Annotated in this window: 19 protein-coding genes and 3 pseudogenes; 16 read left to right on the top strand and 6 right to left on the bottom strand. The window is 57.6% G+C overall.

Features of this window, described 5'->3' with window-relative positions; translation table 11 throughout:
• Positions 1–39: 39 nt before the first annotated feature.
• The 5 genes from QTO31_RS18860 to QTO31_RS18840 all read right to left on the bottom strand — a co-directional run bounded on the left by QTO31_RS18860 (position 40) and on the right by QTO31_RS18840 (position 3,686).
• On the bottom strand, positions 40–420 hold the full coding sequence (locus tag QTO31_RS18860) for a hypothetical protein (RefSeq protein WP_301430684.1): 381 nt from the start codon (positions 418–420) through the stop codon (positions 40–42).
• Between the two features lie 26 nt (positions 421–446).
• On the bottom strand, positions 447–1,043 hold the full coding sequence (locus QTO31_RS18855; protein ID WP_031461044.1) for an SCO family protein: 597 nt from the start codon (positions 1,041–1,043) through the stop codon (positions 447–449).
• 174 nt (positions 1,044–1,217) lie between these two features.
• Positions 1,218–1,796, bottom strand: a complete 579-nt coding sequence (locus tag QTO31_RS18850; protein ID WP_301430681.1) for a copper chaperone PCu(A)C — start codon at positions 1,794–1,796, stop codon at positions 1,218–1,220.
• Positions 1,797–1,857: 61 nt separating this feature from the next.
• Positions 1,858–2,214 carry a hypothetical protein gene (locus tag QTO31_RS18845; RefSeq protein ID WP_031461042.1) on the bottom strand — a complete coding sequence of 119 codons (357 nt, stop codon included), beginning with the start codon at positions 2,212–2,214 and terminating at the stop codon, positions 1,858–1,860.
• Between the two features lie 296 nt (positions 2,215–2,510).
• Positions 2,511–3,686: a GNAT family N-acetyltransferase gene (locus QTO31_RS18840; RefSeq protein WP_301430680.1), complete on the bottom strand. Its 1,176-nt coding sequence runs from the start codon at positions 3,684–3,686 to the stop codon at positions 2,511–2,513.
• A gap of 430 nt (positions 3,687–4,116) precedes the next feature.
• Here QTO31_RS18840 and QTO31_RS18835 point away from each other — a divergent pair, with 430 nt between their 5' ends.
• From QTO31_RS18835 to QTO31_RS18815, 6 genes and pseudogenes are all read left to right on the top strand, one after another.
• Positions 4,117–4,362, top strand: coding sequence for a sulfurtransferase TusA family protein (locus tag QTO31_RS18835; protein ID WP_301430678.1), 246 nt, complete (start codon positions 4,117–4,119; stop codon positions 4,360–4,362).
• A 98-nt stretch (positions 4,363–4,460) separates the two neighbouring features.
• Entirely contained in the window at positions 4,461–5,600 is a 1,140-nt protein-coding gene (locus QTO31_RS18830; RefSeq protein ID WP_031461039.1) for an NAD(P)/FAD-dependent oxidoreductase, read from the top strand.
• Between the two features lie 50 nt (positions 5,601–5,650).
• Positions 5,651–5,818, top strand: a pseudogene (locus QTO31_RS18825) (tyrosine phenol-lyase); the annotation flags it as partial.
• A 41-nt stretch (positions 5,819–5,859) separates the two neighbouring features.
• Positions 5,860–6,486: pseudogene (locus tag QTO31_RS19375) on the top strand (IS607 family transposase); the annotation flags it as partial.
• 8 nt (positions 6,487–6,494) lie between these two features.
• On the top strand, positions 6,495–7,835 hold the full coding sequence (locus tag QTO31_RS18820; RefSeq protein ID WP_301430676.1) for an RNA-guided endonuclease InsQ/TnpB family protein: 1,341 nt from the start codon (positions 6,495–6,497) through the stop codon (positions 7,833–7,835).
• Between the two features lie 3 nt (positions 7,836–7,838).
• A pseudogene (locus tag QTO31_RS18815) lies at positions 7,839–9,104 on the top strand (tryptophanase); the annotation flags it as partial.
• An 85-nt stretch (positions 9,105–9,189) separates the two neighbouring features.
• On the opposite strand, the gene QTO31_RS18810 reads toward QTO31_RS18815, so the two are convergent.
• Complete coding sequence (locus QTO31_RS18810) at positions 9,190–13,629, bottom strand: NB-ARC domain-containing protein (RefSeq protein ID WP_301430674.1); 4,440 nt, start codon at positions 13,627–13,629, stop codon at positions 9,190–9,192.
• A gap of 581 nt (positions 13,630–14,210) precedes the next feature.
• On the opposite strand from QTO31_RS18810, the gene QTO31_RS18805 reads away from it, so the two are divergent.
• From QTO31_RS18805 to QTO31_RS18760, 10 genes are all read left to right on the top strand, one after another.
• Positions 14,211–14,441: a hypothetical protein gene (locus tag QTO31_RS18805; RefSeq protein WP_031461288.1), complete on the top strand. Its 231-nt coding sequence runs from the start codon at positions 14,211–14,213 to the stop codon at positions 14,439–14,441.
• A 222-nt stretch (positions 14,442–14,663) separates the two neighbouring features.
• Positions 14,664–15,500, top strand: coding sequence for a GNAT family N-acetyltransferase (locus QTO31_RS18800; RefSeq protein WP_301430673.1), 837 nt, complete (start codon positions 14,664–14,666; stop codon positions 15,498–15,500).
• Positions 15,501–18,130: 2,630 nt separating this feature from the next.
• Positions 18,131–18,616 carry a putative iron-sulfur cluster-binding metallochaperone gene (locus tag QTO31_RS18795; RefSeq protein WP_031460527.1) on the top strand — a complete coding sequence of 162 codons (486 nt, stop codon included), beginning with the start codon at positions 18,131–18,133 and terminating at the stop codon, positions 18,614–18,616.
• 95 nt (positions 18,617–18,711) lie between these two features.
• Positions 18,712–19,647, top strand: a complete 936-nt coding sequence (locus QTO31_RS18790) for a DUF4349 domain-containing protein (RefSeq protein WP_301430672.1) — start codon at positions 18,712–18,714, stop codon at positions 19,645–19,647.
• A gap of 204 nt (positions 19,648–19,851) precedes the next feature.
• Positions 19,852–20,757 (top strand): GGDEF domain-containing protein, encoded by a 906-nt coding sequence (locus QTO31_RS18785; RefSeq protein ID WP_301430671.1) that lies wholly within the window; start codon positions 19,852–19,854, stop codon positions 20,755–20,757.
• Positions 20,758–20,803: 46 nt separating this feature from the next.
• On the top strand, positions 20,804–21,328 hold the full coding sequence (locus tag QTO31_RS18780) for a type 1 glutamine amidotransferase domain-containing protein (protein WP_031460524.1): 525 nt from the start codon (positions 20,804–20,806) through the stop codon (positions 21,326–21,328).
• Positions 21,325–22,761: a glycosyltransferase family 4 protein gene (locus QTO31_RS18775; RefSeq protein ID WP_031460523.1), complete on the top strand. Its 1,437-nt coding sequence runs from the start codon at positions 21,325–21,327 to the stop codon at positions 22,759–22,761. The genes QTO31_RS18780 and QTO31_RS18775 overlap by 4 nt, the downstream gene beginning before the upstream one ends.
• Positions 22,762–23,174: 413 nt before the next feature.
• Entirely contained in the window at positions 23,175–24,230 is a 1,056-nt protein-coding gene (locus tag QTO31_RS18770; RefSeq protein ID WP_301430669.1) for a UV damage endonuclease UvsE, read from the top strand.
• A 265-nt stretch (positions 24,231–24,495) separates the two neighbouring features.
• Positions 24,496–25,239: a peptidylprolyl isomerase gene (locus tag QTO31_RS18765; RefSeq protein WP_301430668.1), complete on the top strand. Its 744-nt coding sequence runs from the start codon at positions 24,496–24,498 to the stop codon at positions 25,237–25,239.
• A gap of 199 nt (positions 25,240–25,438) precedes the next feature.
• Positions 25,439–25,897: a hypothetical protein gene (locus QTO31_RS18760; RefSeq protein ID WP_031460520.1), complete on the top strand. Its 459-nt coding sequence runs from the start codon at positions 25,439–25,441 to the stop codon at positions 25,895–25,897.
• Positions 25,898–25,976 lie beyond the last annotated feature (79 nt).

The following is a 25,976-nucleotide window of genomic DNA, read 5'->3' as shown; positions in this document are numbered from 1 at the left end:
TCTATTGTAGCGTAAGTTTCTCATAGGTGAGATAACCGTTCACTGCACCACGATTCGCAACTGCTCACCTGGATGCACCGAACAGATCAGCTCGTAAACGCCGGGACTCCAGTAACGTTGCACGAGACGTTGACCGGGAACGATTTTGAACGGACCGATTGTAACCTCTTCACTATCATTGTTCTGAATAACCAGCGTATCTTTCTGACGCAGATCGATCACAATTGTAGACGGGAAAATGTTCACCACTTCACCAGCGGCGATGCGGGCCGCAGTGCCGGGTGGTATCTCAAAGACTAACTGGCGTTGGCGGTCGGTTGTCGTTTGCCAGAGAAAGAAACCGCTTACGCCAATAGTAGCGATAGTTGCCAGTAAGATAGTGACTCGCGCTCGTGTCGTAAGGATGCGATTCGACGCCATAGAACGTATCTTGTTGTCTGCTCTGGCTACGAGCGAGGTGGATTGCGCAGCAGGGCCTGGACGTCGCTGACAATATCATCAACCGGAGTGCCATGGGCCCAGAGCAGGCGCCAGTTTCCAGCCTGATCGATAGCGTAAATATAACCGGAATGATCAATGGTGTAGCCTAAGCCTGAGTTCGGTAAGTCACGACGAATCGCGGTAACCCCGTAGTCTTTATAAGCTTTTTCGAGCACCGCCCGATCACCGTTCAGCCCCAGAAACGTCGGGTGAAATGCTGCCAGATAGCGTTGCATCAGATCAGGCGTATCACGTTCAGGATCAACTGATACGAGGACAACCTGGACTTTTTCGGCGTCGTTCCCAAGCTTCTCCATCACGCGTTTCAAATCACCAAGCGCAGTAGGGCAAATATCCGGGCAATGCGTAAACCCAAAAAAGAGCAGCACAATCTTACCGCGATAGTTACTGAGACGGAACTCATTACCAAATTGATCGGTAAGGGGTAATTCTGGCGCCGGATTAGGTGGTTCAAGCACCGTACCACGAAATTCATAGGCACCGCAGCTACTGAGAAGGAGTGCGCTGAGTATGGCAAGGATTGATAAAAAGATGCGTTTCATAAGAGTACCTGCAATCAGAACAAGCGGAACCTGTTTGCTGCTTACCGTATTATCAGCTCTACTGTGATGGATGCAGTGACGGCGCACGTCTGTTGAGCATTTGCTGCTGTTGGATAGCGGAGGGGACAGATTTCATGCTGTCCCCTCCTTATCGATATCGACTCTGGAAGGATTCTACGGCTTACGCACCGGTGCCTTGACCTCAATCGTCTTACCGCTGCGGGTTGTGAGCTTGATCACAACCTCATCACCTTCCTTGAGATCGCGGGTCAGACCGATAAGCATTACATGGAATCCGCCGGGCTTCAGTTCAACCTGGCCGTTTGCTGGGACTTCAATGGCTTCAACCTGCCGCATTTGCATCACATTGTTTTCCATTATCACGTTATGCAGCTCGACTGTCTTGGCTACATCGCTCTCGGCTTTGACAATCGCGTCGGCATTGGCACTATTATTGACCAGCACCATGTACGCGGCGCTTACGGCTTGACTGCCATACTCATGGCCGTGACCATGACCATGACCATGACCACCTTCCATACCGGCCATTGGTGTTGCCTGGCCCATGTTGCCCTGCATGTTGCCCATAGCACCGGATTGATCGCCTGCCATATTCATCATCGCTGCACGTACCCAGGGGTCACGGACTGTAATGCCAGCAGTTGCGCTCTGACCTGTGCTCTGGTTCGCACCACACCCAACCAGTAGTACCATTAAGAGAGTTACTCCCAACAGCGTAAAAAAGCGTCGCATAGTATCACCTCGCAAGAGAGTACATCGTCTCACACATATAAACTACAGATACGGTGCTTCCTTAACCTGCCACCCAGAAGCACGTCTTGCGAGGTGGTGGGGGATCGGGCGGGACGATGAATGATGAAAGGGGAATGGTTATGCGTGTTGTCATCCGCCGAATGACAATGTACATCCCAATGACTGTGATGAGGGCAAATGGCAGCAAATCGTACCGTACTGGTGGAGTGTTGGTCTCGTGTTGGGTAGAAGGATGGGGCACATTGCATAGAAAATGCTCAATCCCCGCCGCGTGGACACGCGGCAGGTGGAAGCAGTGAATGATGCACGAGAGTGCCGGCCATGGCCCAATCAGGAAGGCCAGTATCCACAGGATGACGGTACGATGTACCGTATTTGCACCAAAATGCACAATCATCACAGATAGTATACATCAAACTTCTCAAACCGATGGTAGAGATTTTGTAACCAGTGTTCGATTGTTCTTATGCCGTATGGTAATGCTTTCTCGCCTGAGAATGAGGGATATCAACTCGCAACTTGAGCACCAGATCAGAAACTCGGCTTTCCGATCTTGCTCATTCTATTCGTTCATCCCCGCACGACTATCCCCGATGCACACGGCTTACCCCCGGTGTGTGGGTTTCTGGGCCATGTCTGCCATCATTCGCGAGACGAACCCTGCGAGGGTGGGTTGGGAAGCTACCCCTCCTGTTACCATATCCAGGCACCGGCTGGCCTGCCAACGAGATAGTGATGACCGCCAGCATCACCGGCTACCGCGTAGATCACGTATCTGTCCCAACCAATCCACGTCGCAAACAGTTCATCGGTTGTGCTACGCCAGGCCATCGCGTGATTCAGATCACGATGTTGGAGCGCAGTCCAATCGGAGGGTATTTCGATAGCAATAAATAGTGGGTCGGCGAAAACGGAGCGCAAGCGGAGGCCCTCATTCAAGATGGCAACATTCGGCAGATTACTGAGCTGAAACCGTTGGCGTTTGTCAGATAAGCCCTGCCGACCGTGTAGCGTAGTCGGCAACCAGGTTATCCCAAAACGCGAGGCAGTGACCAGGTTCTGCTCGTTGCGTACCGGATAGTAGCCGCGCACAAATTCACCAGCAACAGCATGCAGGTGATTGAAATTGAGTATGGCATTCGGCAGTTGTAGCGGATCGACCGTCCAGTGGATGCAGTGTAAACCGCTAGCCAGCGCCAGACGCGCCTGTTCCTGTTTCAAACGAGTAGCGAGACCGTGCTGCCGGTAAGCCGGGTCAACGGCTAGCACTTGCGACTCAATTGCCAGTTCGTTCTTCGCCGTGGGTGAGCAGCCGAAACGTAGGAAACCGAGCAGGAACCCAGCCAATTGACCGTCAACAGTAGCGACAAGGGCAGTGCCAGGACCGAATTCGCGGCTAAACAGGTCAGGCGGATAGGGTTGACTGCCCCATACCTTACGGTAGAGGGTAGTGATGGCGTCCAGATCACCGGCTTGCGGCGGCCCAATCCAGACACCGGCAGGACGCGGGGCAGTAGGAGTAAAGGTTGTACCGTCGGTTGGACGGTAGATAATGGCCGGTGTTTTAGCAAGTGCCGCTTGAACGGCTGCATCGGCGAGCCGCTCGTGTATCTCGTGGAGGCGAAGGGTGTAGTGGCGATTGTTGTTGATGATCGCCCGCGGAAAGAGAAGACCGATCCCGCTAAGGCGTTCACCTGTGTAGAAGGCTACCACCAATCCGCCCATGCGCGGAAACGTGCTCTTGACAAAATGGGGCGGAATAAAGGCTGGATTCTGCGCAGCACCTGCCTGTTGCCACAGCGTATCAATCGTTGCGTTCCAGTTGCGGTCAGTTGGATCAAGATAGTGTGCGGTCAGGACGGTTTGCATTGTTGACTCCACTGCAAAAAGGTGATCTTTTCACCACAGAGACCACAGAGATCGCAGAGGCTAAAGATAATGTTATCTTTCATTGAACATAGGGTTGTGAAAAATGTTCTTCCATACGCCCAATGGCCAAAAATTATCCTTTTATTCATAAATCTTACACGCTCTGTGTACTCTGTGTGCTCCGTGGTTAGTTTGTGCAGTGGACTCATTGTTATCACCGAACAGGTCGTGACGATGTGTTGTTGTTCCATTATACTGCGGCATTCTGGTCAATGATGGTTCGTTGCCGTGTGTTGTGGATGTTGTCGCTAAGTCAATAGTTGCCACCTGTACCGAATATGTTGTGACTTCTTTCTGTTTGAAGACGAATCGTAATGCTATAGTTGTCACAAGGAATACATGCGGTCAGCGTTGACCGGAGGAGGCATGTATGACCAGCCCAAACGTAGCAATTGACAAAGAGATTGATGCTCGTGGCAGCCATTGCCCTGGGCCGATGATGGAACTGATTAGAGGTATCAAGAGTGTGCCGGTTGGCTCGGTTGTCGCTGTATTGTCGAGTGATCCTGGCTCGGCGAAAGACATTCCGATCTGGGTACAAAAGGCAGGACACGAGTTTATCGGTGCCTTCCCCGAACAAGGATTTACCCGCTTTGTCGTGCGCAAAATGCGTTGATAAGTGTTTATCAGGATTAGATTGAGTGTGCGCCCACCGGTGAGGTGTGGTGCAAGGTGGCTATCGGCCTCGTAGCCGATACCGAGAAGGTAACGACTATGATAGTCAAACAGATTGTGATTTTGGGTGGCGGTGTAGGTGGTACACTGGTTGCTAACCTACTGGCCAGTCAATTGACGCGCAAACAGGCCCAGATTACATTGATTGATCGCACCGGCAAACATATCTACCAACCCGGCTGGCTCTACGTGCCGTTCGGTGGCCCGCCACCCGAACGTTGGGAGCGCAGTGAGCGTTCGTTGTTGCGTCGTGCGGTAGATTTGATTGTTGGCGATGCAGTACGGATCGATCCACACGAGCGTTATGTGGAAATGGCCGACGGGGCACAAGTGCCGTTTGACTATCTCGTGATTGCGACTGGCGCACGACTTGAGCCGTCTGCGGTGCCCGGTTACAGCGAGGGTGCACACCATTTCTACAGCGCGGAAGCTGCGCTGCGGCTGCACGCAGCGTTGCGTGAATTTAGCGGTGGTCGGATCGTCATTGGTGTGGCGGATATTCCCTACAAGTGCCCACCGGCGCCGCTGGAGTTCACGTTTCTGCTCGAGGATGAACTACGTAAGCGTGGTTTGCGTGAGAAAACCGAGATTACGTATCTTTCGCCGATTGGTCGCGTCTTTACCATCGAAAGCGTGTCTCAATTCGTGACGCCGCTGATGGAAGAGCGAGGTATTCAGTACGAACTCTTCTTCAACACCGAGCAGATTGATCCCGTCAACCGCACTATTTCATCGCTTGAAGGAACGACCTTACCCTACGATCTGTTGGTATTGGTACCACCACATCGGGGAGCAACGATCATCAGTGAGTCGGGGTTGGGTGATGCGCAGGGTTGGCTACCCACCGATCGAGAAACACTGCAACACAAACAGTTTCCGTACATCTACGGAGTAGGTGATGCGACCGATCTGCCGGTGAGTAAGAGTGGCGCCGCTGCGCATTTCGAGGCTAAAGTGATCGCCCACCGGATTGCCGGTGAAATCAAAGGCAAACCGAGTGATGAACGGTATCAGGGTCAGGTGATGTGCTTTCTCGAGACCGGTTATGGTCAGGCCACCCAACTGGTCTTCGATTACACGCATCCACCCCATCCACCAAAGCCGAGCGCCTATTATCACTACGAAAAGGCGTTGCTCAATCGGGCCTACTGGCATCTGATACCGACTGGAATTGTCTAGGGTGAGAGATTGGCAACAACGGCGTATGCAACAATTGCGACGAGGCACGTATGCAGGATCAGGACTACCCTCAGACGATGGGGCAACAGTTTGGGCGCCGTTCGTGGGCCGAACCGTGGAAAATCAAGATGGTCGAACCACTACGGATCATCAGTCGGGCTGAACGCGAAGCGGCGCTGAAGGCGGCAGGCTACAATACCTTCTTGTTACGCTCGGAGCCGGACTCTAGCTTGACTTCTAGTACGCGATAGTGTATCTCATGGAAAACACCATGCGCACAGGGAAAGCCGCAACACTCCTTGGTGTCTCGGTCAAGACGTTGCAGCGTTGGGAACGCGAAGGAAGGCTGATTCCGGTGGCCCGAACGGACAGCAACCGCCGTCTCTCCCCTGAGACGCAAATCCGTGCGGTCATCGGTTTGCGGCAGGCGAACCATGCGCCACCCACGCTGGTCGCCTCCTGTCGGGTATCGCGTGCAGCACAGCAGCCGGACCTGGCGAATCAGCGCAACGTGCTGGAAGAGGTCGTGGTGGCGAAGGGATTGGCGGGGGTCGAGTGTATCGAGGAAGTGGGCGGCGGGTTGAACGTCACGCGCAAGCGGTTTCTGGCCCGTATGGACGAGATCGGGCGACGGGACGTCACGATGCTGATCCTCGCGCACCGAGACCGCCTCACCCGTTTCGGCGTTGAGTGGTTCGAACATGACGCCAAAACCCATGGCTGCGCAGTGCTGGTGCTCACCCAGGAACGGCTGTCTCCCGAACCGGAAATGGTGCAAGACGTGATGACCATCGTGCACGGTTGTTCGTCTCGGCGATACGGTGTGAGGAACGATCGAAAGCAGGTGGATGCAGCGCTGAAACAGGATGCACATGGCGTCAAACAGGCCCAACCATGCAACGAACCCACAAGATCGCTCTTTGTCCGACTCCTGAGCAGGTGGACTACGTCAAGCGCGCCTGCGGCACGGCGCGGCGTGTCTGGAACTGGGCGCTCAATGAGTGGAACAGGCAATACGCAGCAGGCGGCAGGCCAAACGCCATGGCGCTCAAAAAGCAGTTCAACGCCATCAAATACACCGACCCACAGTGGCTCGACGAGAAGGGACGGCCGTGGTTGCGAGACATTCACCGGGACGCACACGCCCAGCCGTTTGCCCATCTCGCCAAAGCCTGGGAAAGATTCTTCACCGACCTCAAGGCTGGCAAAGAGGCGCACGCACCGCGCTTCAAGAAAAAGGGGCGCTGCCGCGACAGCTTTTACGTAGCCAACGACAAGTTCCGTCTGGACGGCAAGACGATCCGCCTACCCAAGATCGGCGACGTCGCCATGACCGAGGAACTGCGCTTCAAAGGAAAGATACTGGGCGCGACGGTCTCGCGCACGGCGGATCGTTGGTTTGTGGCCATACAGGTCGAAGTGCCTGATGCGCAATGCTATCGGCGTCGCACGGCGCACGATGTCAACGGCATCGACTTGGGCGTTACGGCTGCCGCAACGATCTCCAGCGGCGAAGTCATCGAAGCGCCAAAGCCGCTCAACGCAGCGCTGCGTCGCCTCAAGATTCGCGGTCGGCGTCTCAGCCGCAAGCTGCAAGCCGCCAAAGAGATGGCGGGGTTTGGACGCCATGCCCGCCTGCCCAAAGGAACGCGCCTGCCGGTATCGAACAACCGGCGAAAGTCCGCTGCGACATTGGCAAGGCTCTATGCCCGCCTTGCCAATCTCCGAGCGGACGTTACTCATAAGCTCACGACCCGACTCTGCCGCGAAAACCAAGCGGTAGTGATCGAGGATGTAAACGTCAAAGGGATGCTCGCGAACGAGAGACTCGCCCGCGCCATCTCTGACGTGGGCTTTGGTGTGTTCCGCTCGCAGGTGGAATACAAGGCGAAACGCTACGGTACTCATCTCATCATCGCCGATCGTTGGTATCCAAGTAGCCGACTCTGTTCCAAGTGTGGCTGGAAGAACGAGGCGCTGACGTTGAGCGATCGAGAATGGGTGTGTGCGCAATGTGGCGCGCACCATGACCGTGACCTCAATGCGGCGCGGAACCTGAAACGGCTGGCAACCGAAACTGCCCTACCCGTGGCGAGTCCGACCAGTAATGGCGGCGCTGCAGCGGGGACCGTCCCCGCCGCAGCCGGGAAAGTCACGCCTGTCAGAGACGACGGTGGTCATCAAGACACGTCGGGGCAGGAAGAGAACCGTGCGCACTTTTGCGCACTTTCTTGATAGCAGGATGTCTATATCGATCTGCTGACCGATAGCGGCACCAATGCCATGAGTGACCGCCAGTGGGCTGCGCTGATGATGGGTGATGAGGCGTATGCCGGTAGTCGCAGCTTCTACCGATTAGAGGCAGTGGTGCAGCAGACGTATGGCTACCGGCATGTTATTCCTACCCATCAAGGTCGTGGCGCCGAGCATCTGATCAGTCAGATTGCAATCCGACGTGGGCAGTATGTGCCTAGCAACATGTATTTCACGACGACACGCCTGCACCAGGAGCTGGCAGGTGGTATTTTCGTTGATGTGATCATTGACGAAGCGCATGATCCGCTCAGTCAGTATCCGTTCAAAGGCGATGTCAATCTCGATAAGCTCGCGACGCTGATCAAGCAGGTCGGCCCAGAACAGATTGCGTACATCAGTCTGGCCGGCACTGTCAACATGGCTGGTGGTCAGCCGGTGAGTATGGCAAATGTGCGCGCACTACGTGCACTGTGTGACCACTACGGTATTCGCATCTTTCTCGATGCGACCCGCCTGGTTGAGAATGCCTTCTTCATCAAAGAGCGTGAACCTGGTTATGCCGAACACAGCATCGCTGCCATCGTGCGCGAGTTTTGTTCTTACACCGATGGTGCGTGGATGAGCGCAAAGAAGGATGCGCTGGTCAATATTGGTGGATGGTTAGCGGTTAACGATGAGCAACTGGCCGATGAAGCGCGCAATCTGGTTGTTGTGTATGAAGGGTTACATACGTATGGTGGGATGGCTGGCCGCGATATGGAGGCACTGGCGGTCGGGATAGAAGAATCACTCCAGGAAGACTATATTCGGGCGCGGATCGGTCAGGTACGTTATCTGGGAGAGCTGTTGCTCGATTGGGGCATCCCGATCGTTGTGCCTGTCGGCGGTCACGCCATCTTTCTTGACGCCCGCCGTTTCTACCCACATTTGCCACAAGACCTCTTCCCGGCGCAGACGCTGGCCGCCGAGTTGTACCTCGATTCGGGAGTGCGGGCAATGGAACGGGGCATTGCCAGCGCCGGACGTGATCCGAAGACCGGTCAGCACTACTATCCCAAACTGGAATTGACCCGCCTCGCTATTCCACGCCGGGTCTATACCCAGGCCCATATGGACGTAGTAGCTGAATCGGTGAAAGCGGTTTACGATCAACGAGCGCACGCTCGCGGACTACGCATGGTGTATGAGCCACGCTATCTGCGGTTCTTCCAAGCCCGTTTTGAGCCGATAGCCGATAAGAACCTATAGTACACCATCGCCAGAGCATTCAGAAGCCGTCGAAGAGGCAACCTGGCGTGTTGCCTCTTCCATCTACACTCCACACGTTGCGCCCCTACGCCACCACATCAAAGATCCACACCCGCCCAGACTTATCGCCGCATGCCAGCAGTTGACCATCGCCGGAAAGTGCCAGGCTGAAGATGGCAGCGTCATTCCAGAAGAGCACCCGCGACTCGCCGCTTACCAGGTCCCAGGCTCTGATGGTGCGGTCATGCGATCCGCTGACGATGGTGCGCCCGTCGGGGCTGAGGGCCACGGCGAGCACCGCATCCGTATGGCCTGCCAGGGAGCGGAGCAGGTGCCCGCTTGCGGCGTCCCACACCTTGACGGTGCGGTCAGCAGAGCCGCTGACGATGGTGCGCCCGTCGGGGCTGAGGGCCACGGCGTTCACCGCACCCGTATGGCCTGCCAGGGAGCGGAGCAGGTGCCCGCTTGCGGCGTCCCACACCTTGACGGTGCGGTCAGCAGAGCCGCTGACGATGGTGCGCCCGTCGGGGCTGAGCGCCACGGCTCTCACATCATCCGTATGGCCTTCTAGGGAGCGGAGCAGGCGCCCGTCGTGGGCGTCCCACACCTTGACGGTGCGGTCATCCGCGCCGCTGACGATGGTGCGCCCGTCGGCGCTGAGCGCCACTGCGGTCACCCATCGCGTATGGCCTGCCAGGGAGCGGAGCAGGCGCCCGTCGTGGGCGTCCCACACCTTCAGGGTGTTATCCCACGAGCCGCTGACGATGGTGCTTCCGTCGGGGCTGAGCGCCACGGCTCTCACCTCATCCGTATGGCCTGCCAGGGAGCGGAGCAGGCGCCCGTCGTGGGCGTCCCACACCTTGACGGTGCGGTCTTTGGAGCCGCTGACGATGGTGCGCCCGTCGGCGCTGAGCGCCACGGCGTTCACCGCAGCCGTATGGCCTGCCAGGGAGCGGAGCAGGCGCCCGTCGTGGGCGTCCCACACCTTGACGGTGCAGTCATCCGCGCCGCTGACGATGGTGCGCCCGTCGGCGCTGAGGGCCACGGCGTTCACCTCATCCGTATGGCCTTCGAGGGAGCGGAGCAGGCGCCCGTCGTGGGCGTCCCACACCTTGACGGTGCGGTCTTTGGAGCCGCTGACGATGGTGCGCCCGTCGGCGCTGAGCGCCACCGCGGTCACCGCATCCGTATGGCCTTCCAGGGAGCGGAGCAGGCGCCCGTCGTGGGTGTCCCACACCTTGACGGTGCCGGCATGGGAGCCGCTGACGATGGTGCGCCCGTCGGGGCTGAGCGCCATGGCGTTCACCCAATGCGTATGGCCTGCCAGGGAGCGGAGCAGGCGCCCGCTTGCGGCGTCCCACACCTTGACGGTGCCGTCATGGGAGCCGCTGACGATGGTGCTTCCGTCGGGGCTGAGCGCCACGGCGTCTACCCCAAACGTATGGCCTGCCAGGGAGCGGCGCAGGCGCCCGCTTGCGGCGTCCCACACCTTGACGGTGCCGTCAAGGGAGCCGCTGACGATGGTGCGCCCGTCGGGGCTGACTGCCACTGCCAACACCCAACCCGTATGGCCTTCCAGGGAGCGGAGCAGGCGCCCGTCGTGGGCGTCCCACACCCTGACGGTGTTGTCATCCGCGCCGCTGACGATGGTGCTTCCGTCGGGGCTGAGCGCCACGGCCCGCACCCAATCCGTATGGCCTTCCAGGGAGCGGAGCAGGCGCCCGTCGTGGGCGTCCCACACCTTGACGGTGCGGTCTTTGGAGCCGCTGACGATGGTGCGCCCGTCGGCGCTGAGCGCCACGGCTCTCACCCAATCCGTATGGCCTTCCAGGGAGCGGAGCAGGCGCCCGTCGTGGGCGTCCCACACCTTGACGGTGCGGTCATCCGCGCCGCTGACGATGGTGCGCCCGTCGGGGCTGAGCGCCACGGCTCTCACCCAATCCGTATGGCCTTCCAGGGAGCGCAGCAGGCGCCCGTCGTGGGCGTCCCACACTTTGACGGTGCGGTCAGCAGAGCCGCTGACGATGGTGCGCCCGTCGGCGCTGAGGGCCACGGCGGTCACCCAATGCGTATGGCCTTCGAGGGAGCGGAGCAGGCGCCCGTCGTGGGCGTCCCACACCTTGACGGTGCGGTCAGCAGAGCCGCTGACGATGGTGCGCCCGTCGGCGCTGAGGGCCACGGCGAGCACCGCATCCGTATGGCCTTCGAGGGAGCGGAGCAGGCGCCCGCTTGCGGCGTCCCACACCTTGACGGTGCCGTCAAGGGAGCCGCTGACGATGGTGCGCCCGTCGGGGCTGAGCGCCACCGCGGTCACCGCAGCCGTATGGCCTTCCAGGGAGCGCAGCCAGAGCGGTGGTTCAGGCCGTGGGTCGAGGCGGGAGCGCAGGTAATTCGTGCGGTGGGATGCAGCAGTGTCGCACAGCCGATGGAGCGGGCCGTCCGGGGCATCAAGCCAGCGCAGGTAGTTATAGAGGGCCGGAAAGAGCCATTCAGGCGCCTGGGCAATGCGCGAGGATTCCAGGCGCAGGCGCTCCTCGAAGGCGGCCAGCACGTCTCGCCGTGCGGCATCTGCCGGCGGCCAGGCAGCCAGAGCCTGGCGGTAGTCGGCTTCCAGGTCGAAGACGGTCGTCGCCCGGCAACGCGCTTCCAGGAAGTCGAAGTCGGTCAGCAGGGTGAAGAGGGCGTCCCAGGCGCCAGCCTGTAGGTGATGATAGACCAGCCGATCCCACAGGTAGTTGGGTTGCGATGGCAGCCGATGCCAGGGCAGCCCTTCCAGCGTTTCATCGGCGGCACCAAGAAGACTGCGGGCACAGGCCAGCAGGAAGCGACGGTGCAGATCGGGCAGGGCGTTCCCAGCGCGGGCGCGCAGGTAGTCGTGCTGCAGGTCGTGCAGGCGCAGGTGGCCGTCCTCATCGCGGCGGGCCAGCGAGCGGTTCACAAAGGTCTCCGCCAGGTCGAACACGTCATCATCATCTAGCCCCAGCGGTTGCCAGAAGGCGTGCAGGATGGGAAGCGGAATCGCGGCCTCTTCAGGGAAGACGGCCAGATCCAGGTAGCGGGTGCAGGCGTCCTTCGGCAACGCATCCACGCTCACCTCCAGCGCCGCCAGCAGGGTGGGGTGCTCGTAGCCGGGGAAGAGGCGGCGGAGTTTCTCCAGGTCAGTGTTCCGCAAGCGGTGCAGCGCCCGCTCCCAGCTTTCAGGGTTCTGGCGCACGAAGGCGCCTACCATCGCCAGCGCCAGCGGCAGGTAGCCACACTCCCGCGCTACCTCGCAGGCTATCGATGGCAGATTCGTAACGGGTTGCCCGGTCCAATCGGCCAGCAGACTCAATGCCTGATCCGGGCTGAGTACGTCCAGCGAAACGGGGGGCGCGTTGAGCGTCTGCAAGACCTCGGCGTTACGGGTGGTGATCAGGTAACGGGTCGCCGAACCGGTCACCACGGGAAAGGCTTCGGTGTGGCTGGAGTCCCAGACGTCGTCCAGGATCACCAGGCAGGTCTTGCCCTCCAGTGCAACTCTCAAGAAGCTGCGGCCCTGGATCGCGTCGCGAAAGTTCTCGCGCTGACCGGTCAGAAAGAGGTAGAGTTCTTCCTGGCGGGCGGGCAGGTTTGGCTCGCGACCGATGGGCAGCCAGACGATGCCATCGGGAAAGGCGGCCTGCACGGCAAGATCACGGGCCAGGGCAGCAGCCAGCACCGACTTGCCAATGCCACCCATGCCCTTCACGCCGACAATGCCCAGGGCAACGGCGCCATTGTTCAGCAGCGCCTGCCGCAGCCGTTCCAGGTCTGCTTCACGCAGGACATAGTGCTCCGGCAGCGAGGGGAGGTTATAACGGCGGGTGGTCAGCAGGCGCTCCAGGTCGGTGCGCTGTTGGACATTCAGCACCTGAACGATATTGCCGTCGCCGGTAACGATGACCGCGCTGTCGGCGCTGCTACCGAGAGCCACGGCGCGATTGCCGGTCGCCAGCGTGATCTGACCATCGCGCAGCGCCTGCCGCAGGAGATCGAGGTCGGCTGCCGTTTGCCGGTTGTGCGCCAGCGCTTCTAGCGCCCGGCGAATGGCCCCGGTGTGTTCGGCAATGCGCTCCAGCGCACGGCTATCGTAAAGAGGTTGCAGAGCGTCTTGGCGCGCCAGTTCGGCCTCCAGCCAGGTCAGGAAGTCGGCAGCAGCACGGGTGGCGTCACCTAGCCGTTCCCAGCGGTCGGGGTCGGGATGCCCGAGGTGCGCAGCGAACAGACGCGCCAGGTGGGCCGGGTCGGGTTGACCGCGGCGGGTAAGCAGCGTAGCCAGCAGTGGCACGACATCCCGGCTGTTGAGGAAGGTTTCGTCAAAGAGCGCGGCTGTCCACTCCGGGTGCTGGCGGGCGAAGGCGGCATACGTCTGCGCCAGCGCGGTCTGGAAGGCGCGGCGCGTTGGGTCAAGACCAAGGGTGGCGCGGATGCGCTCTGTCAGGGTGCTCTCCTGGAGCAGGTAGCCAAAGACGGCTTCGGCGATGGCGGAGAAGAGTGCTTCGAGCATCCTACAATTCCTTGTTCAGGTGTGACGTGTGAGCCGTTTCTAGTGAGAATGATAGCACATGAAACAGTATTTTGATCGGAGGAACGTAGGGTTTTTGAGTATTTTCGGTGCCGCTACTGCGGGATATTGCATCTCTCGTATTCTCCCGTGTTCACCTGCTACTCCCAAACAGGGCGAAAGGACGGAACAGCACTTGCCTCAGATGGCATGTTGGTGCATCAGGCGATATGTCGCTGCCGACAACAGGACGGAGGCCAGCGGCCTATCCAAAACCAATCGCGCATAGTGAGGATGCGTTGTAAGAGTGAGAGGCTGCGCTGGCAAGCACGACCAAAAATCGGGCATGTTTAAAAAGCTCAGGCGAGAGTGAGTTAGCAATGATTTCCTGGCCGCTCGTGATGGCGTGCCCATACACTCGGCGGATGGTAGCAGCATACGAAGCTGAGAGGACTTGAGATTTGTACATTTTGCACAATTCAAACCTCTTGCAGTTGTATAAAATATCCAGTATAATGAAAGCGCAATCGGCAATGAAGCCGTCACGACGAAGATAGTCCTGATACATCGAAAGGAGTACAGCAATGCGCAACGGAACCTTTGAGCAGTACACAGTTGAGGACATATTGCAGACGTTTGGTGCTGAGGCACGCACTTTTTTGCGTGAATATCGCATTGACCGCAGCAACCTGCGTTTCGCCGATGCCTGCGCTGCGGCGAGTGTGACGCCCGATGAGTTCTTCGCCCAGCTTGATGCCGGTATTCGCCGACGTGCTGCTCGCGCTGTCAAGCATTCGGTTGAAGAGTACGCCTGATACGTTGTGCCTGCCAGGCCACCGTACCCGACCGACGCAATCGCGTCGGTTTTTTTTGTGGCACTGTAGGTGCGTCACCCCCCCCACCCCCCCGCAAGCGGGGGGCTAGGGGGGGGTAGCATGCCCCGCTTGCAGGGGGGGCGAAGTGAACCCAAATTCGCGCTACAATATCACCGTTGCTGCACTGAATGCACGAGTTGCGGAAAGGATATTGCTACCGCTATGACGCCTGACATCGCCATTGTCCCCGCTAGCGAATGGCCAGAACTGATTGCACTCTTCGAGCGCTGCAATCGTACCGATAGTATCGAACTACCTCTCTATCTCAACACCGATCTGGCGCCGACGATGGCTGCGGCGCGGTTTGGTGATACCCTGGTCGGCGGAATTGTGATGTACGGCTATTTTGCGATTGAAGCAGTGATTGCCGTTGATCCGGCGTGGCGTCGGCGGGGGATCGGTCGCCAGTTGGTCGATCAGGTTGCACGTTGGGCGCAGGCTCGTGGTGGGAGCTGGTTGGTACTGGCCGATGAAGCCGGTGCGTGTGTCGCACCTTTTGCGGCTGCACTTGATTTGCAGCGGTTGAATGTTGAGGTGCTGTTGCATCTCGATCCGGCTCAGGTGCCGCCGCTACCGGCTTTACCACCGAACTGGCACGTGCGTCTCGCTGAAACGGATGATGCAGCAGTTGTTACCGCAATCATTGCTGATGCGTTCGGCGATCCGGTTGAAAAAGTAGAGGCATTTGTTGCTGATTGCATTACAAATCCTGTTCATCGCTTCGTGATCGGCGAGATTGCCGGTATCCCGGTTGCAGTGTTGCGGCTGCTAAGGGACGAGCAGCGTGTGATGATTGCTACCTTTGGTGTTCGTCGCGAGCAACAGGGGCGTGGGTATGGTCGGTTATTGCTGCTAACGACGTTGCACCGGCTATTAGCCGCTGGTTATACCGACATTCGGATTGAGGTTGAAGAGCATAATACCCCTGCTTACCATCTTTATCAGGCTTGTGGGTTTGTACCATATCGTCGGTACGGGCAGTACGGTAGGCGGAGTTGAGCATGAGCCATAGTTCTCTAGTTGGTGTGATCGGTATGATGACGTCGCTTTGCCCGTGAATGAACGGCGAGACTCAGGTGATGAATGTTCTCCAGACCTTCAGAACGTCCCTCTTCCACACAGTTTCCCGGCAGTAAGCACGGGCTGGCAGTCCGCATCGTGTAGGCATTCTGAAGAAGAACACTGTAGGGGCGGGTTGTAACCCGCCGCTCTCACCGTAGCGGCAGGTTTGTACCCTGCCGCTCCCACTGGAGGGGCAGGTTGTAAACCCGCCCCTACCGTTGTAGGATCAGGTTCGTAACCCCCACTGTAGCGGCAGGTTTGTACCCTGCCGCTCCCACTGGAGGGGCAGGTTGTAAACCCGCCCCTACCGTTGTAGGATCAGGTTCGCAACCCGCCGCTCTCACCGTAGCGGCAGGTTTGTACCCTGCCGCTCCCACTGTAGGGGCAGGTGTAAACCCGCCCCTACCGTTGTAGGATCAGGTTCGTAACCCGCCTTTTCCACCGTAGCGGCAGGTTTGTACCCTGCCGCTCCCACTGGAGGGGCAGGTTGTAAACCCGCCCCTACCGTTGTAGGATCAGGTTCGTAACCCGCCTTTTCCACCGTAGCGGCAGGTTTGTACCCTGCCGCTCCCACTGGAGGGGCAGGTTGTAAACCCGCCCCTACCGTTGTAGGATCAGGTGCGCAACCCGCCGCTCTCACCGTAGCGGCAGGTTTGTACCCTGCCGCTCCCACTGTAGGGGCAGGTTTGTAACCCGCCCCTACCGTTGTAGGATCAGGTTCGCAACCCGCCTTTCCCACCGTAGCGGCAGGTTTGTACCCTGCCGCTCCCACTGTAGGGGCAGGTTTGTAACCCGCCCCTACCGTTGTAGGATCAGGTTCGTAACCCGCCTTTCCCACCGTAGCGGCAGGTTTGTACCCTGCCGCTCCCACTGGAGGGGCAGGTTGTAACCCGCCCCTACCGTTGTAGGATCAGGTGCGCAACCCGCCTTTCCCACCGTAGCGGCAGGTTTGTACCCTGCCGCTCCCACTGGAGGGGCAGGTTGTAACCCCGCCCCTACCGTTGTAGGATCAGGTTCGTAACCCGCCTTTCCCACCGTAGCGGCAGGTTTGTACCCTGCCGCTCCCACTGGAGGGGCAGGTTGTAACCCGCCCCTACCGTTGTAGGATCAGGTGCGCAACCCGCCTTTCCCACCGTAGCGGCAGGTTTGTACCCTGCCGCTCCCACTGGAGGGGCAGGTTGTAAACCCGCCCCTACCGTTGTAGGATCAGGTTCGTAACCCGCCTTTCCCACCGTAGCGGCAGGTTTGTACCCTGCCGCTCCCACTGGAGGGGCAGGTTGTAAACCCGCCCCTACCGTTGTAGGATCAGGTGCGCAACCCGCCTCTCCCACCGTAGCAGCAGGTTTGTAACCCGCCCCTACCGTTGTAGGATCAGGTTCGTAACCCGCCTTTCCCACCGTAGCGGCAGGTTTGTACCCTGCCGCTCCCACTGGAGGGGCAGGTTGTAAACCCGCCCCTACCGTTGTAGGATCAGGTTCGTAACCCGCCTTTCCCACCGTAGCGGCAGGTTTGTACCCTGCCGCTCCCACTGGAGGGGCAGGTTGTAAACCCGCCCCTACCGTTGTAGGATCAGGTGCGCAACCCGCCTCTCCCACCGTAGCAGCAGGTTTGTAACCCGCCCCTACCGTTGTAGGATCAGGTTCGTAACCCGCCTTTCCCACCGTAGCGGCAGGTTTGTACCCTGCCGCTACCGTTGTAGGGGCAGGTTGTAAACCCGCCCCTACCGTTGTAGGATCAGGTTCGCAACCCGCCTCTCCCACCGTAGCGGCAGGTTTGTACCCTGCCGCTCCCACTGGAGGGGCAGGTTGTAACCCTGCCCCTACCGTTGTAGGATCAGGTGCGCAACCCGCCGCTCCCACCGTAGCGGCAGGTTTGTACCCTGCCGCTCCCGCTGTAGGGGCAGGTTGTAAACCCGCCCCTACCATTGTAGGATCAGGTGCGCAACCCGCCGCTCCCACCGTAGCGGCAGGTTTGTACCCTGCCGCTCCCACTGTAGGGGCAGGTTTGTAACCCGCCCCTACCATTGTAGGATCAGGTTCGTACCCTGCCGCTACCGTTGTAGGGGCAGGTTGTAAACCCGCCCCTACCGTTGTAGGATCAGGTTCGTAACCTGCCTTTCCCACCGTAGCGGTAGGTTTGTACCCTGCCGCTCCCACTGGAGGGGCAGGTTGTAAACCCGCCCCTACCGTTGTAGGATCAGGTGCGCAACCCGCCGCTCCCACCGTAGCGGCAGGTTTGTACCCTGCCGCTCCCACTGTAGGGGCAGGTTGTAAACCCGCCCCTACCGTTGTAGGATTAGGTTCGTAACCCCCACCGTAGCGGCAGGTTTGTACCCTGCCGCTCCCACTGGAGGGGCAGGTTGTAAACCCGCCCCTACCGTTGTAGGATCAGGTTCGCAACCCGCCCCACTCACTCTCTCCTACAACTACGGTCGGCAGTAACCACCTGCTTTTCTCATCTTTTCCTCTTGACCTTCCAGTCGCTGGAAGGTGTATGCTCAGCGGAGAGAAACAGGGTTGAGGAGGTTTCTGCTCTTTCGCTGCTTTCACTTCAGAGGAGGCCAACCTATGGCAACCGAATGTTCGGTATCGGTCGCCGATTCACCAACGTGTAAACCACATGCTCATTCACCCCAATTCGCTGTCTGTCCGATGTGTAGCATGCGAGGGAAGGCAGTAACGCTCCAAACTGTGAAGGCTCAGGCCGCGATCAGTTTACGCCAGCTTCAGTTGCAACCATTCTGGTTCTGCCACTCGCCTCATTGTCCGGTCGTCTACTTTAGTCCGGCGAGTGGTCAAATGCTGACCGTTGATCAAGTCCGTGAACGGGTGTATCAAAAAGAACCCGATTCCCCTGATGTACTGGTGTGTTACTGTTTTCAATATCGGGTCGGTGATATTCAGTTGGCTTCTGCTGCGGAACGTGCAGCCGTCATTGCCGACATCAAAGCTGGGATAGCTGCCGACCAGTGTGCTTGCGAACTACGTAACCCGCAAGGAACATGCTGCCTCGGAAATGTGCAGCGGATCGCCAAACAAGCTCCCTCTCCTTGAGAATATCTTTTTTCTTCGCGCAGCCCTCCTGGAACTTCTTCCAGCTCATCCACGTCAATGCTTCAGAGCAAACGACACATATTCAGGAGGGTTTTATGGTTAGCCTATCACGTCGGATGATTACAATTGGCAGTGGACTGATCGCATTGGTCGTGGTTGTAAGTATTCTTCTGTTCAGTCAGACGCAAATGATGCCGGAAACGGCATCTACCTTCCCGTTGCCGACAGTGCCTGCCGCTATGCCAATGGCAAGTGGGGGCGTTAGTGGCGCACCGGCAATCGAACAGCGTTCTGCTGGTTACTCCACCGGTGGTATGCCTGTGGAACAAGCGACCGGTGATGCAACTGCGGTTGATCGCCTGATCATTAAGACGGCATCGCTTGCGCTGGAAGTACCAGATGTTGCTGCCGTCGAACGTGCGTTACGGCAACGGGTTGAGGCGCTTGGTGGTTTTGTTGTGAGCGTTCAGACATACGGGACGGGGGCTGAACAACGCTCCACAGTTGTATTGCGTGTGCCGGTTGAGCGTTTTGAGGCGTTGTTAAGCGATATTGAAGGTCTTGCCCACAAAGTGTTGAAACGTAGTGTAAGTGGCGATGATGTGACTGAAGAGTATGTCGATCTCGAGTCGCGTTTGCGTAACCTCGAAGCGACAAATACTCGTTTGCTCGATCTGCTCGCTCGCGCCCAAACGGTTGAGGAAGCGCTCAAGGTAAATCAAGCGTTGACCGATATTCAAGGTCAGATTGAGTGGACAAAGGGGCGGATGCAGTATTTGGAACAGAGTGCGGCAATGTCAACGATCACGGTCGAATTGGTACCAGTCCCACCACCGACACCGGTTATTGCAGAGGATGGATGGCAGCCACTTGAGGTCGCTCGTATTGCTCTGCGTCGACTCATTGAACTCGGGCAGAATTTGGCGAACGTCGTGATTGTGCTGCTGGTCTGGACACCGGTCTGGTTGCCCGTTGTGCTGCTGGGTTTCTGGGCCTGGCGACGGGTTGGTCGGCGGAGTACTGCTGCGTGACCATCGTCGTGGACATCTGTCGAGGCGAGGCGTCGCCTCGCCCCTCCTCGTGAGTCGTCTTGCATCCATCGGCGAGATTCATCCATCGTAATGTATCAAGCTTCGTTTCGCATCGGTGGGTTGTGCCTCTGCTCCCTCTGCCTGCTTGTTGAACACTCGGAGTTATGCTATCGTTACCGTAACTGGCATCTGGCGAGGGACGGTATGACTGCTGGTACCACACCGTTGTTCGTTATAACAACTGATGATGTGCTCAGGGTACAACTCAGCGAAATGTTAGGCGTGGCCTGGCAGGTCACACCGGCCACCTCGATCACGGAAGCGCATCTTCATTTGCTCGATCTTCGCGAGCACATACCGCCTGATCTGGCTGCTGCCGCCGAGCAAGCGCCGATTGTCGGTCTAGTACATGATCCTGCTGGTGCAGTCGCTGTGTTGCAGGCAGGCGTACACGAGGCATTAACGACGGCTGAGCTCCTGCCGCTGTGTCTGATGCGGGCACTTACTGCGGCTCAGATACGCTGGCAGATTGAATACCGTCGCCGTCAGCAGTTGGCCGAAGCACGTGCGCAGGTACAGGCTCTTACCGTGCGTTTGCAAAACGAGCAGATTCGCGATCCACTGACCGGTCTGTACACACGCCGCTATCTGCAAGAAACGCTTGAGCGCGAGTTACGTCGTGCGGATCGTGAGCAGATAGTGCTCAGTGTCGCACTGATCGATATCGATCAGCTTGAGCAGGTTAACTGGCAGTTTGGGCGTGCGCTCGGTGATGTAACGATCCAGCATGTAGCAGGCTTGATCAGACGGAATGTGCGTGGCGGTGACATCTTTTGTCGCTACGGCGGGGATGAATTTTTGCTCGTCTTGCCGCGGGTCACGCCTGAAACAATCGTGCATCGTGCTGAACAATGGCGCTCAGCCATCGCACACTCGGTCATTCGTCCTGGTACGCTCGATATACAGGTGACCATTTCAATAGGAACGGCAACCTTTCCGCGTGACGCTCGTCAGGCGGCTGATCTTTTGCAGTGCGTTGGCGAGGCTTTGTATGCCGCCAAGATGGCCGGTGGGAATTGTATTCGTCCATGGCCCAGTGCTCTCAAGTAGTCTGTGACCACGACGGTACGGTGAAGTCTGAACAAGGAGAAAAGCAATGCGATTGGCAGGGAAGCGAGTAGCTATTCTGCTGGCAGAAGGAGTCGAGGACCTAGAGTTCTATGTACCGATGATGCGATTGCAGGAAGAGGGGGCAGAAGTGCTGGCCGCCGGCCTCGATCTCCGGCCAGTACGAGGTAAAAATGGTCTGGAGATAGTGCCGACGACAACGATTGCCGAATTACGTGCAGATGATCTCTTCGGACTCGTGTTGCCCGGTGGTTGGGCGCCCGATAAATTGCGACGATACCAGGTTGTGACCGATCTAGTACGGGCGATGGATGCTGCTGGAAAAGTGATAGGCATTATCTGTCACGGTGGTTCAATTGCGATTTCTGCCGGAATTGTTCGTGGTCGACCGGCAACCGGATCAACCGGTATCAAAGACGATCTCATCAACGCCGGTGCTCTGTGGGTTGATGAGGCTGCGTTCCGTGATGGGCATTTAGTCTGGGGAAGGGTGGTAGCAGATATTCCGGCATTCTGTCGTGAGCTGGTGGCGGCATTGGTGGAACGAGCATGACGTTACGAATTGCGTACTGTTCGCCGGTTAATCCAGCGCCTTCGGGGATTTCTGACTATAGCGAAGAGTTGTTGCCGTATCTCGCGCAGTATGCCGAGATAACCCTCTTCATCGAGGATGGGTTGCGGCCAGCAAATCCGCAACTAATCAAGCATCTTCCGATCAAACCCATGCGTCAGCTCGAGCGGCTGGCTCGACGCGGAGTGTTTGATGCAATCGTCTACCACATCGGGAATAGTCCGGCGCACGCCGGTATCTGGCGGGTGGCCCAGCGCTTACCGGGCGTCATTGTGCTACACGATTTCGTGCTGCACCATTTTATGCTCTGGTATGCGGCGAATGTGCAACGCGATGTACAGAAGTATGTCGCGATGATGCGTACTCGCTACGGCGCTGAAGGTGAACATATTGCCCAACTGATGATTCGCTCGCGCTTCAGTGAAGCAGCGTTTGCGTTTCCCTGTAACGAAGAGGTTTTGGCCGTAGCCAGAGCCGTGATCGGTCATAGTCACTACCTGCTGAAACGTGTCACTGCATTGCGTCCTGATCTACCGTGTGGCTATGTACCGATGGGAGTGCCATTGCCATCGCTCATTGATCGTAATGAGGCCCGCCTCCATCTGGGTCTGCCGCTTGATCGACCGTTACTGGCCAGTTTTGGTCATATCAATGCCTGGAAGCGGATCGAACCGACATTGCGCGCCGTGGCCGAGTTGCGTCGTGAAGGTTTGGATGTCCACTGTGTCCTGGTTGGGTCGGTGTCGCCCAACTACGATCTAAAGGGCGTGATACAGCGTCTCGGCTTGCGAGAGGTGGTGACCGTTACCGGCTATGTCTCGCGAGCGCAGTTCGAGGATTATGTGGCGGCTACTGATGTCTGTCTCAACTTACGGTATCCAACCGCCGGTGAAACGAGTGCTAGTCTGTTGCGTCTGCTCGGCGCCGGGAAGCCTACCCTGGTGAGCGCGGTGGATGCCTTTTGTGAATTGCCATCCGATGTTGTTGCCCACGTCGATGTTGACGCGAGCGAGACGGATCTGATCGTTGCTTACTGTCGGCGATTATTGACCGATCCAGGGCTGGCAACTGCGCTCGGCAAGCGGGCACGGCAGTATGTTGCGACAGAACACACCTTAGACGGCGCTGCGCAGGCGATGATACAGTTCCTGGCCCAGGTCTACGGTTGGCCTTCACCGCAACGTATTCGCCCAGCACCTCTCTGGGATCCAACCTGGGTGGTTGAACCGCCACCCGCGCAATCTATGTCGCGCCCTGCACAATCCGCTTCATCGCCATCGCTCCTGGTTCAGGCTATGGCGCAGGTAATAGCCGACATTGGTCTGACAGAGGACGATACCATTGTTTTGCGTTCAGTGGCGACACGCATTGCCGAGCTTGAAGGTGATTCGGTACGCAATAGAGCGAGAAGATAGAACAGAGATCAGGCGAGAGAAGTAGTTCGGGAGTTGGTCTTCCCCTCACTCCTGATCCCGTTTTACGTTGTTTCTTAATCTTTACCGGTTTTCTTCGTTGGTTTGCCTTGACAAAATAGAACATTTGTCTGATAATGAATGCACTACAAAAACTCACCACGGAGCACCCAGAGTACACAGAGCGTAGAAGGTTTATGAAAAAAAGGATAATTTTTGGCCATTGGGCGCATGGAAGAAAAAGTTTCACAACCCTATGTTCAATGAAAGATAAAATCATCTTTAGTCTCTGTGATCTCCGTGGTCTCTGTGGTGGAAAGATCACCTTTTTGCAGTGGAAGTCATAATCTGTCCTATCGCAGCTTCATACCTTCTTCACCATCCACCCCGGCAACAGGGAGTAAATGGGATACCAGATGAGCCGAACGAGAGCCGCGACTGCTATGGCAACCATTCGCTGGGCCACATCAACCGACACCACCATTCAGTCTATGTTCCACCGTCATCGGTTGGCGCGACGTGCAAGTACCCTTATCAGATGTCCCGATGAACACTATCAGGCAGCGACTCCCCACATCCGTCTGGGATTCGCAGTTCGGACTGTCAACCAGCCTGGTCTGGCCGGTAGCGTGTCACCGCATCTGAGCAAGTTGCTGGTTCATCTGGGTGATGTGCTCGGCTACCTTGAACGCAAGGCGATTCACTTCTACCGTCTTACACTTCCCCGCCAATTCACCATCGCTGATTTGGCTGACTGTCGGCTCCACCTGGAACTACTCGCTCAGCGTATTAGTGCGCAACAGGTACGGCTGGGACTGCATCTCGATCCGTATCTCACGCTTGCCCACCCCGACGACCGTATCGCCGCCGAGACGATCAGCACTATCGAGGCGGCTTGTCAGTTTCTCGCTGCCCTTGATCAAAGGAATACTGTTCAGCACACCCTGGTGATGCACATCGGTGTTCATGACGCTGAAGCACTCCAGCGCTTCCGGCAACGCTGGGCAGGGCTATCGGCTCATGCCCGTCGCCGTACTACGCTGGAACATACCGGTAACGGCTCGTCGCTCAGTTCGTTGCTCGGTCTAGCTGCTGCTACCGGCGTCCCCATCGTTTTTGACTATCTGCATTTTCGGTTGCACAATCCCGAACGATGGAGCTTACCGTTAGCATTGGGCTTAATCCTGGCAACCTGGCCCGATTACCTCCGTCCGGAAGTTCACCTGAGCAGTCAACGCAGCGAAGCGCACCTGCTGCCGGGTCGCAATGGCGATAGCCGCGTCCTCCCACCGCGCCCCGGTCAACACGCCGATTTCATTGTTGTCCACGATGCGATTGAGCTACTCGAAGCCAGTCGTGGTCTGCCACCGTTCGATCTAATGCTGGAAGCAAAAGCTGGCGATCTGGCTCTCTTCCGGCTGCGTCACGAGCTGGTGCGGTATGCGCCGACATTGGCCGGGCGGGTTAGTTGAGTCTGAGTGATAGTCCGACTGTGTTCATCAGGGTGTGGCTATGTCGTGTCTCTGACAAGCACTTGCCGTTTTCTCGTGCCTGGGAGTGAATTTCTGGACTGCCTCCTGGATCGTGTGGGTACAGCTCGCTGTCTGTTATATCGGTATACCATCTGGAGCAGGTTTGGAACCTGTACCTGCTGCCACACCTATCTCCCCATTTGTCAACGTCTCACCTTCACCAGTATAATAGCCGTGAAATGGTCTTGACTATTTGAGGTGTCCTGTGATTAACCAACGTCTACCATCGTCGAATCCACTGGCCGGTATTGTGGCTATTGCTATCTTCCTCGTCATTATAGGGTTTGTTGTCGGTCTTTTAATCAGCCGATCCGGCCCGCCAGTCGTCATAGTAACACCAGTTCCGACTACTGTACCTATCATACCAACTGAACCACCGACGATGCCAACGCCAGCCGGTAGCAATCTGTCGGTTATGCCAACAGCGACCACATACCGGTACGATGGCCCACCACCGATGACTATCGATCCGGCAAAGAAGTATACCGCGACCATCTACACCCCACGCGGGGAAATTGTTATTGAGCTGCTGCCCGACATTGCGCCGCAAACGGTGAACAACTTCGTCTTTCTTGCCCGTCAGAACTTCTACAACGGCCTGACCTGGCACCGGGTACTGCCCAATTTTATGGCTCAGGGTGGCGATCCGCGCGGTGATGGAACGGGTGGCCCTGGCTATACCATCCCAGCCGAGTTTACCGATAAGATATTGTTTGATCGACCCGGCATCGTTGCCATGGCCCGTTCTTCTGATCCCAATAGTGCCGGTTCCCAGTTTTTCATCACCACGGCGCCAGCTCCCTGGCTGAATGAGCAATACACCATCTTTGGACGAGTTATTCGCGGTCAGGAAATCGTTGATGGCATTCCGCTGCGCGATCCGAGTAATCCGGACGATCTGGCCAGACCTGGTGAGACAATTCTCGGCATTACTATTAGCGAGGAGTGAGGCGCTGTTTGGAGTTTTGCGTGAGGATGGCCCGCATCTTTCCCTTCTCCCTTCCTCTTCACTCTTGGCGAGGAAGGGAAAGGGTACGGAGGAATCAGTTCCTCTTTCCTGTGTTGACGATCATCCGTGGCACTGCTATAATCGCCGCCACAATCTATCGTGATCGACGCTCTGCGACCGTGAGGAGAGGCTTGTTACTATGGGGTTTTTTGAATACTTTCTAACCGTTAGCCCTCAATTTGGTTCATACGCATGGACATTCTTCATTGTGCAGATTCTGCTGGTCGCGAGCGGCGCCTACTTCATCTGGCTGCACACGGAGCGGAATGTTGTTCGTGCAACGTTCTTTCGTCAGTTGGGGATTGCGTTGTTGATTGTGGGTGGGTTTGGTGTGGCACTAGGTGTCGTTCGTATGCTCAATGTGCCTCCCTTCAACCAACGTTTCTGGTTCTACATTCAGTTGATAATCGAGCTTATTTTAGGCGGTTATGTCGTCTACTATATGCGTAATGTCTTGCCCGAACTGGTACGCAATGCTCGTATACGCACCCCGGCTCCCCGCCAGACTCCAGCCGCCGCTGCTCCGGCAACACCACGGCCGGTTGCAACTACTGGTCGTCGCGAAGCCCGGCGAGAACGCAAACGGAAGAGCAAATAAACAGAGCCGATTGCGGCAGAGAGTGCCCGCCTCGACGGTCAAGAATGCTTACCGGGAAGCAGATCACCACTGCGTATCC

Source organism: Chloroflexus sp. MS-CIW-1 (genome assembly GCF_030444705.1).
In the GTDB taxonomy this organism is placed as follows: Bacteria; Chloroflexota; Chloroflexia; order Chloroflexales; family Chloroflexaceae; genus Chloroflexus.
This window is presented reverse-complemented; position numbering and strand designations above follow the sequence as displayed.

Bases quoted from the DNA above. Each gene is read 5' to 3' on its own strand.
- QTO31_RS18810 (WP_301430674.1), bottom strand. From the start codon at position 13,629: ATGCTCGAAGCACTCTTCTCCGCCATCGCCGAAGCCGTCTTTGGCTAC.
- QTO31_RS18770 (WP_301430669.1), top strand. From the start codon at position 23,175: ATGAGCCGAACGAGAGCCGCGACTGCTATGGCAACCATTCGCTGGGCC.
- QTO31_RS18850 (WP_301430681.1), bottom strand. From the start codon at position 1,796: ATGCGACGCTTTTTTACGCTGTTGGGAGTAACTCTCTTAATGGTACTA.
- QTO31_RS18775 (WP_031460523.1), top strand. From the start codon at position 21,325: ATGACGTTACGAATTGCGTACTGTTCGCCGGTTAATCCAGCGCCTTCG.
- QTO31_RS18805 (WP_031461288.1), top strand. From the start codon at position 14,211: ATGCGCAACGGAACCTTTGAGCAGTACACAGTTGAGGACATATTGCAG.
- QTO31_RS18820 (WP_301430676.1), top strand. From the start codon at position 6,495: ATGCAACGAACCCACAAGATCGCTCTTTGTCCGACTCCTGAGCAGGTG.
- QTO31_RS18795 (WP_031460527.1), top strand. From the start codon at position 18,131: ATGGCAACCGAATGTTCGGTATCGGTCGCCGATTCACCAACGTGTAAA.
- QTO31_RS18840 (WP_301430680.1), bottom strand. From the start codon at position 3,686: ATGCAAACCGTCCTGACCGCACACTATCTTGATCCAACTGACCGCAAC.
- QTO31_RS18845 (WP_031461042.1), bottom strand. From the start codon at position 2,214: ATGATTGTGCATTTTGGTGCAAATACGGTACATCGTACCGTCATCCTG.
- QTO31_RS18785 (WP_301430671.1), top strand. From the start codon at position 19,852: ATGACTGCTGGTACCACACCGTTGTTCGTTATAACAACTGATGATGTG.
- QTO31_RS18860 (WP_301430684.1), bottom strand. From the start codon at position 420: ATGGCGTCGAATCGCATCCTTACGACACGAGCGCGAGTCACTATCTTA.
- QTO31_RS18835 (WP_301430678.1), top strand. From the start codon at position 4,117: ATGACCAGCCCAAACGTAGCAATTGACAAAGAGATTGATGCTCGTGGC.
- QTO31_RS18790 (WP_301430672.1), top strand. From the start codon at position 18,712: ATGGTTAGCCTATCACGTCGGATGATTACAATTGGCAGTGGACTGATC.
- QTO31_RS18780 (WP_031460524.1), top strand. From the start codon at position 20,804: ATGCGATTGGCAGGGAAGCGAGTAGCTATTCTGCTGGCAGAAGGAGTC.
- QTO31_RS18830 (WP_031461039.1), top strand. From the start codon at position 4,461: ATGATAGTCAAACAGATTGTGATTTTGGGTGGCGGTGTAGGTGGTACA.
- QTO31_RS18800 (WP_301430673.1), top strand. From the start codon at position 14,664: ATGACGCCTGACATCGCCATTGTCCCCGCTAGCGAATGGCCAGAACTG.
- QTO31_RS18855 (WP_031461044.1), bottom strand. From the start codon at position 1,043: ATGAAACGCATCTTTTTATCAATCCTTGCCATACTCAGCGCACTCCTT.
- QTO31_RS18760 (WP_031460520.1), top strand. From the start codon at position 25,439: ATGGGGTTTTTTGAATACTTTCTAACCGTTAGCCCTCAATTTGGTTCA.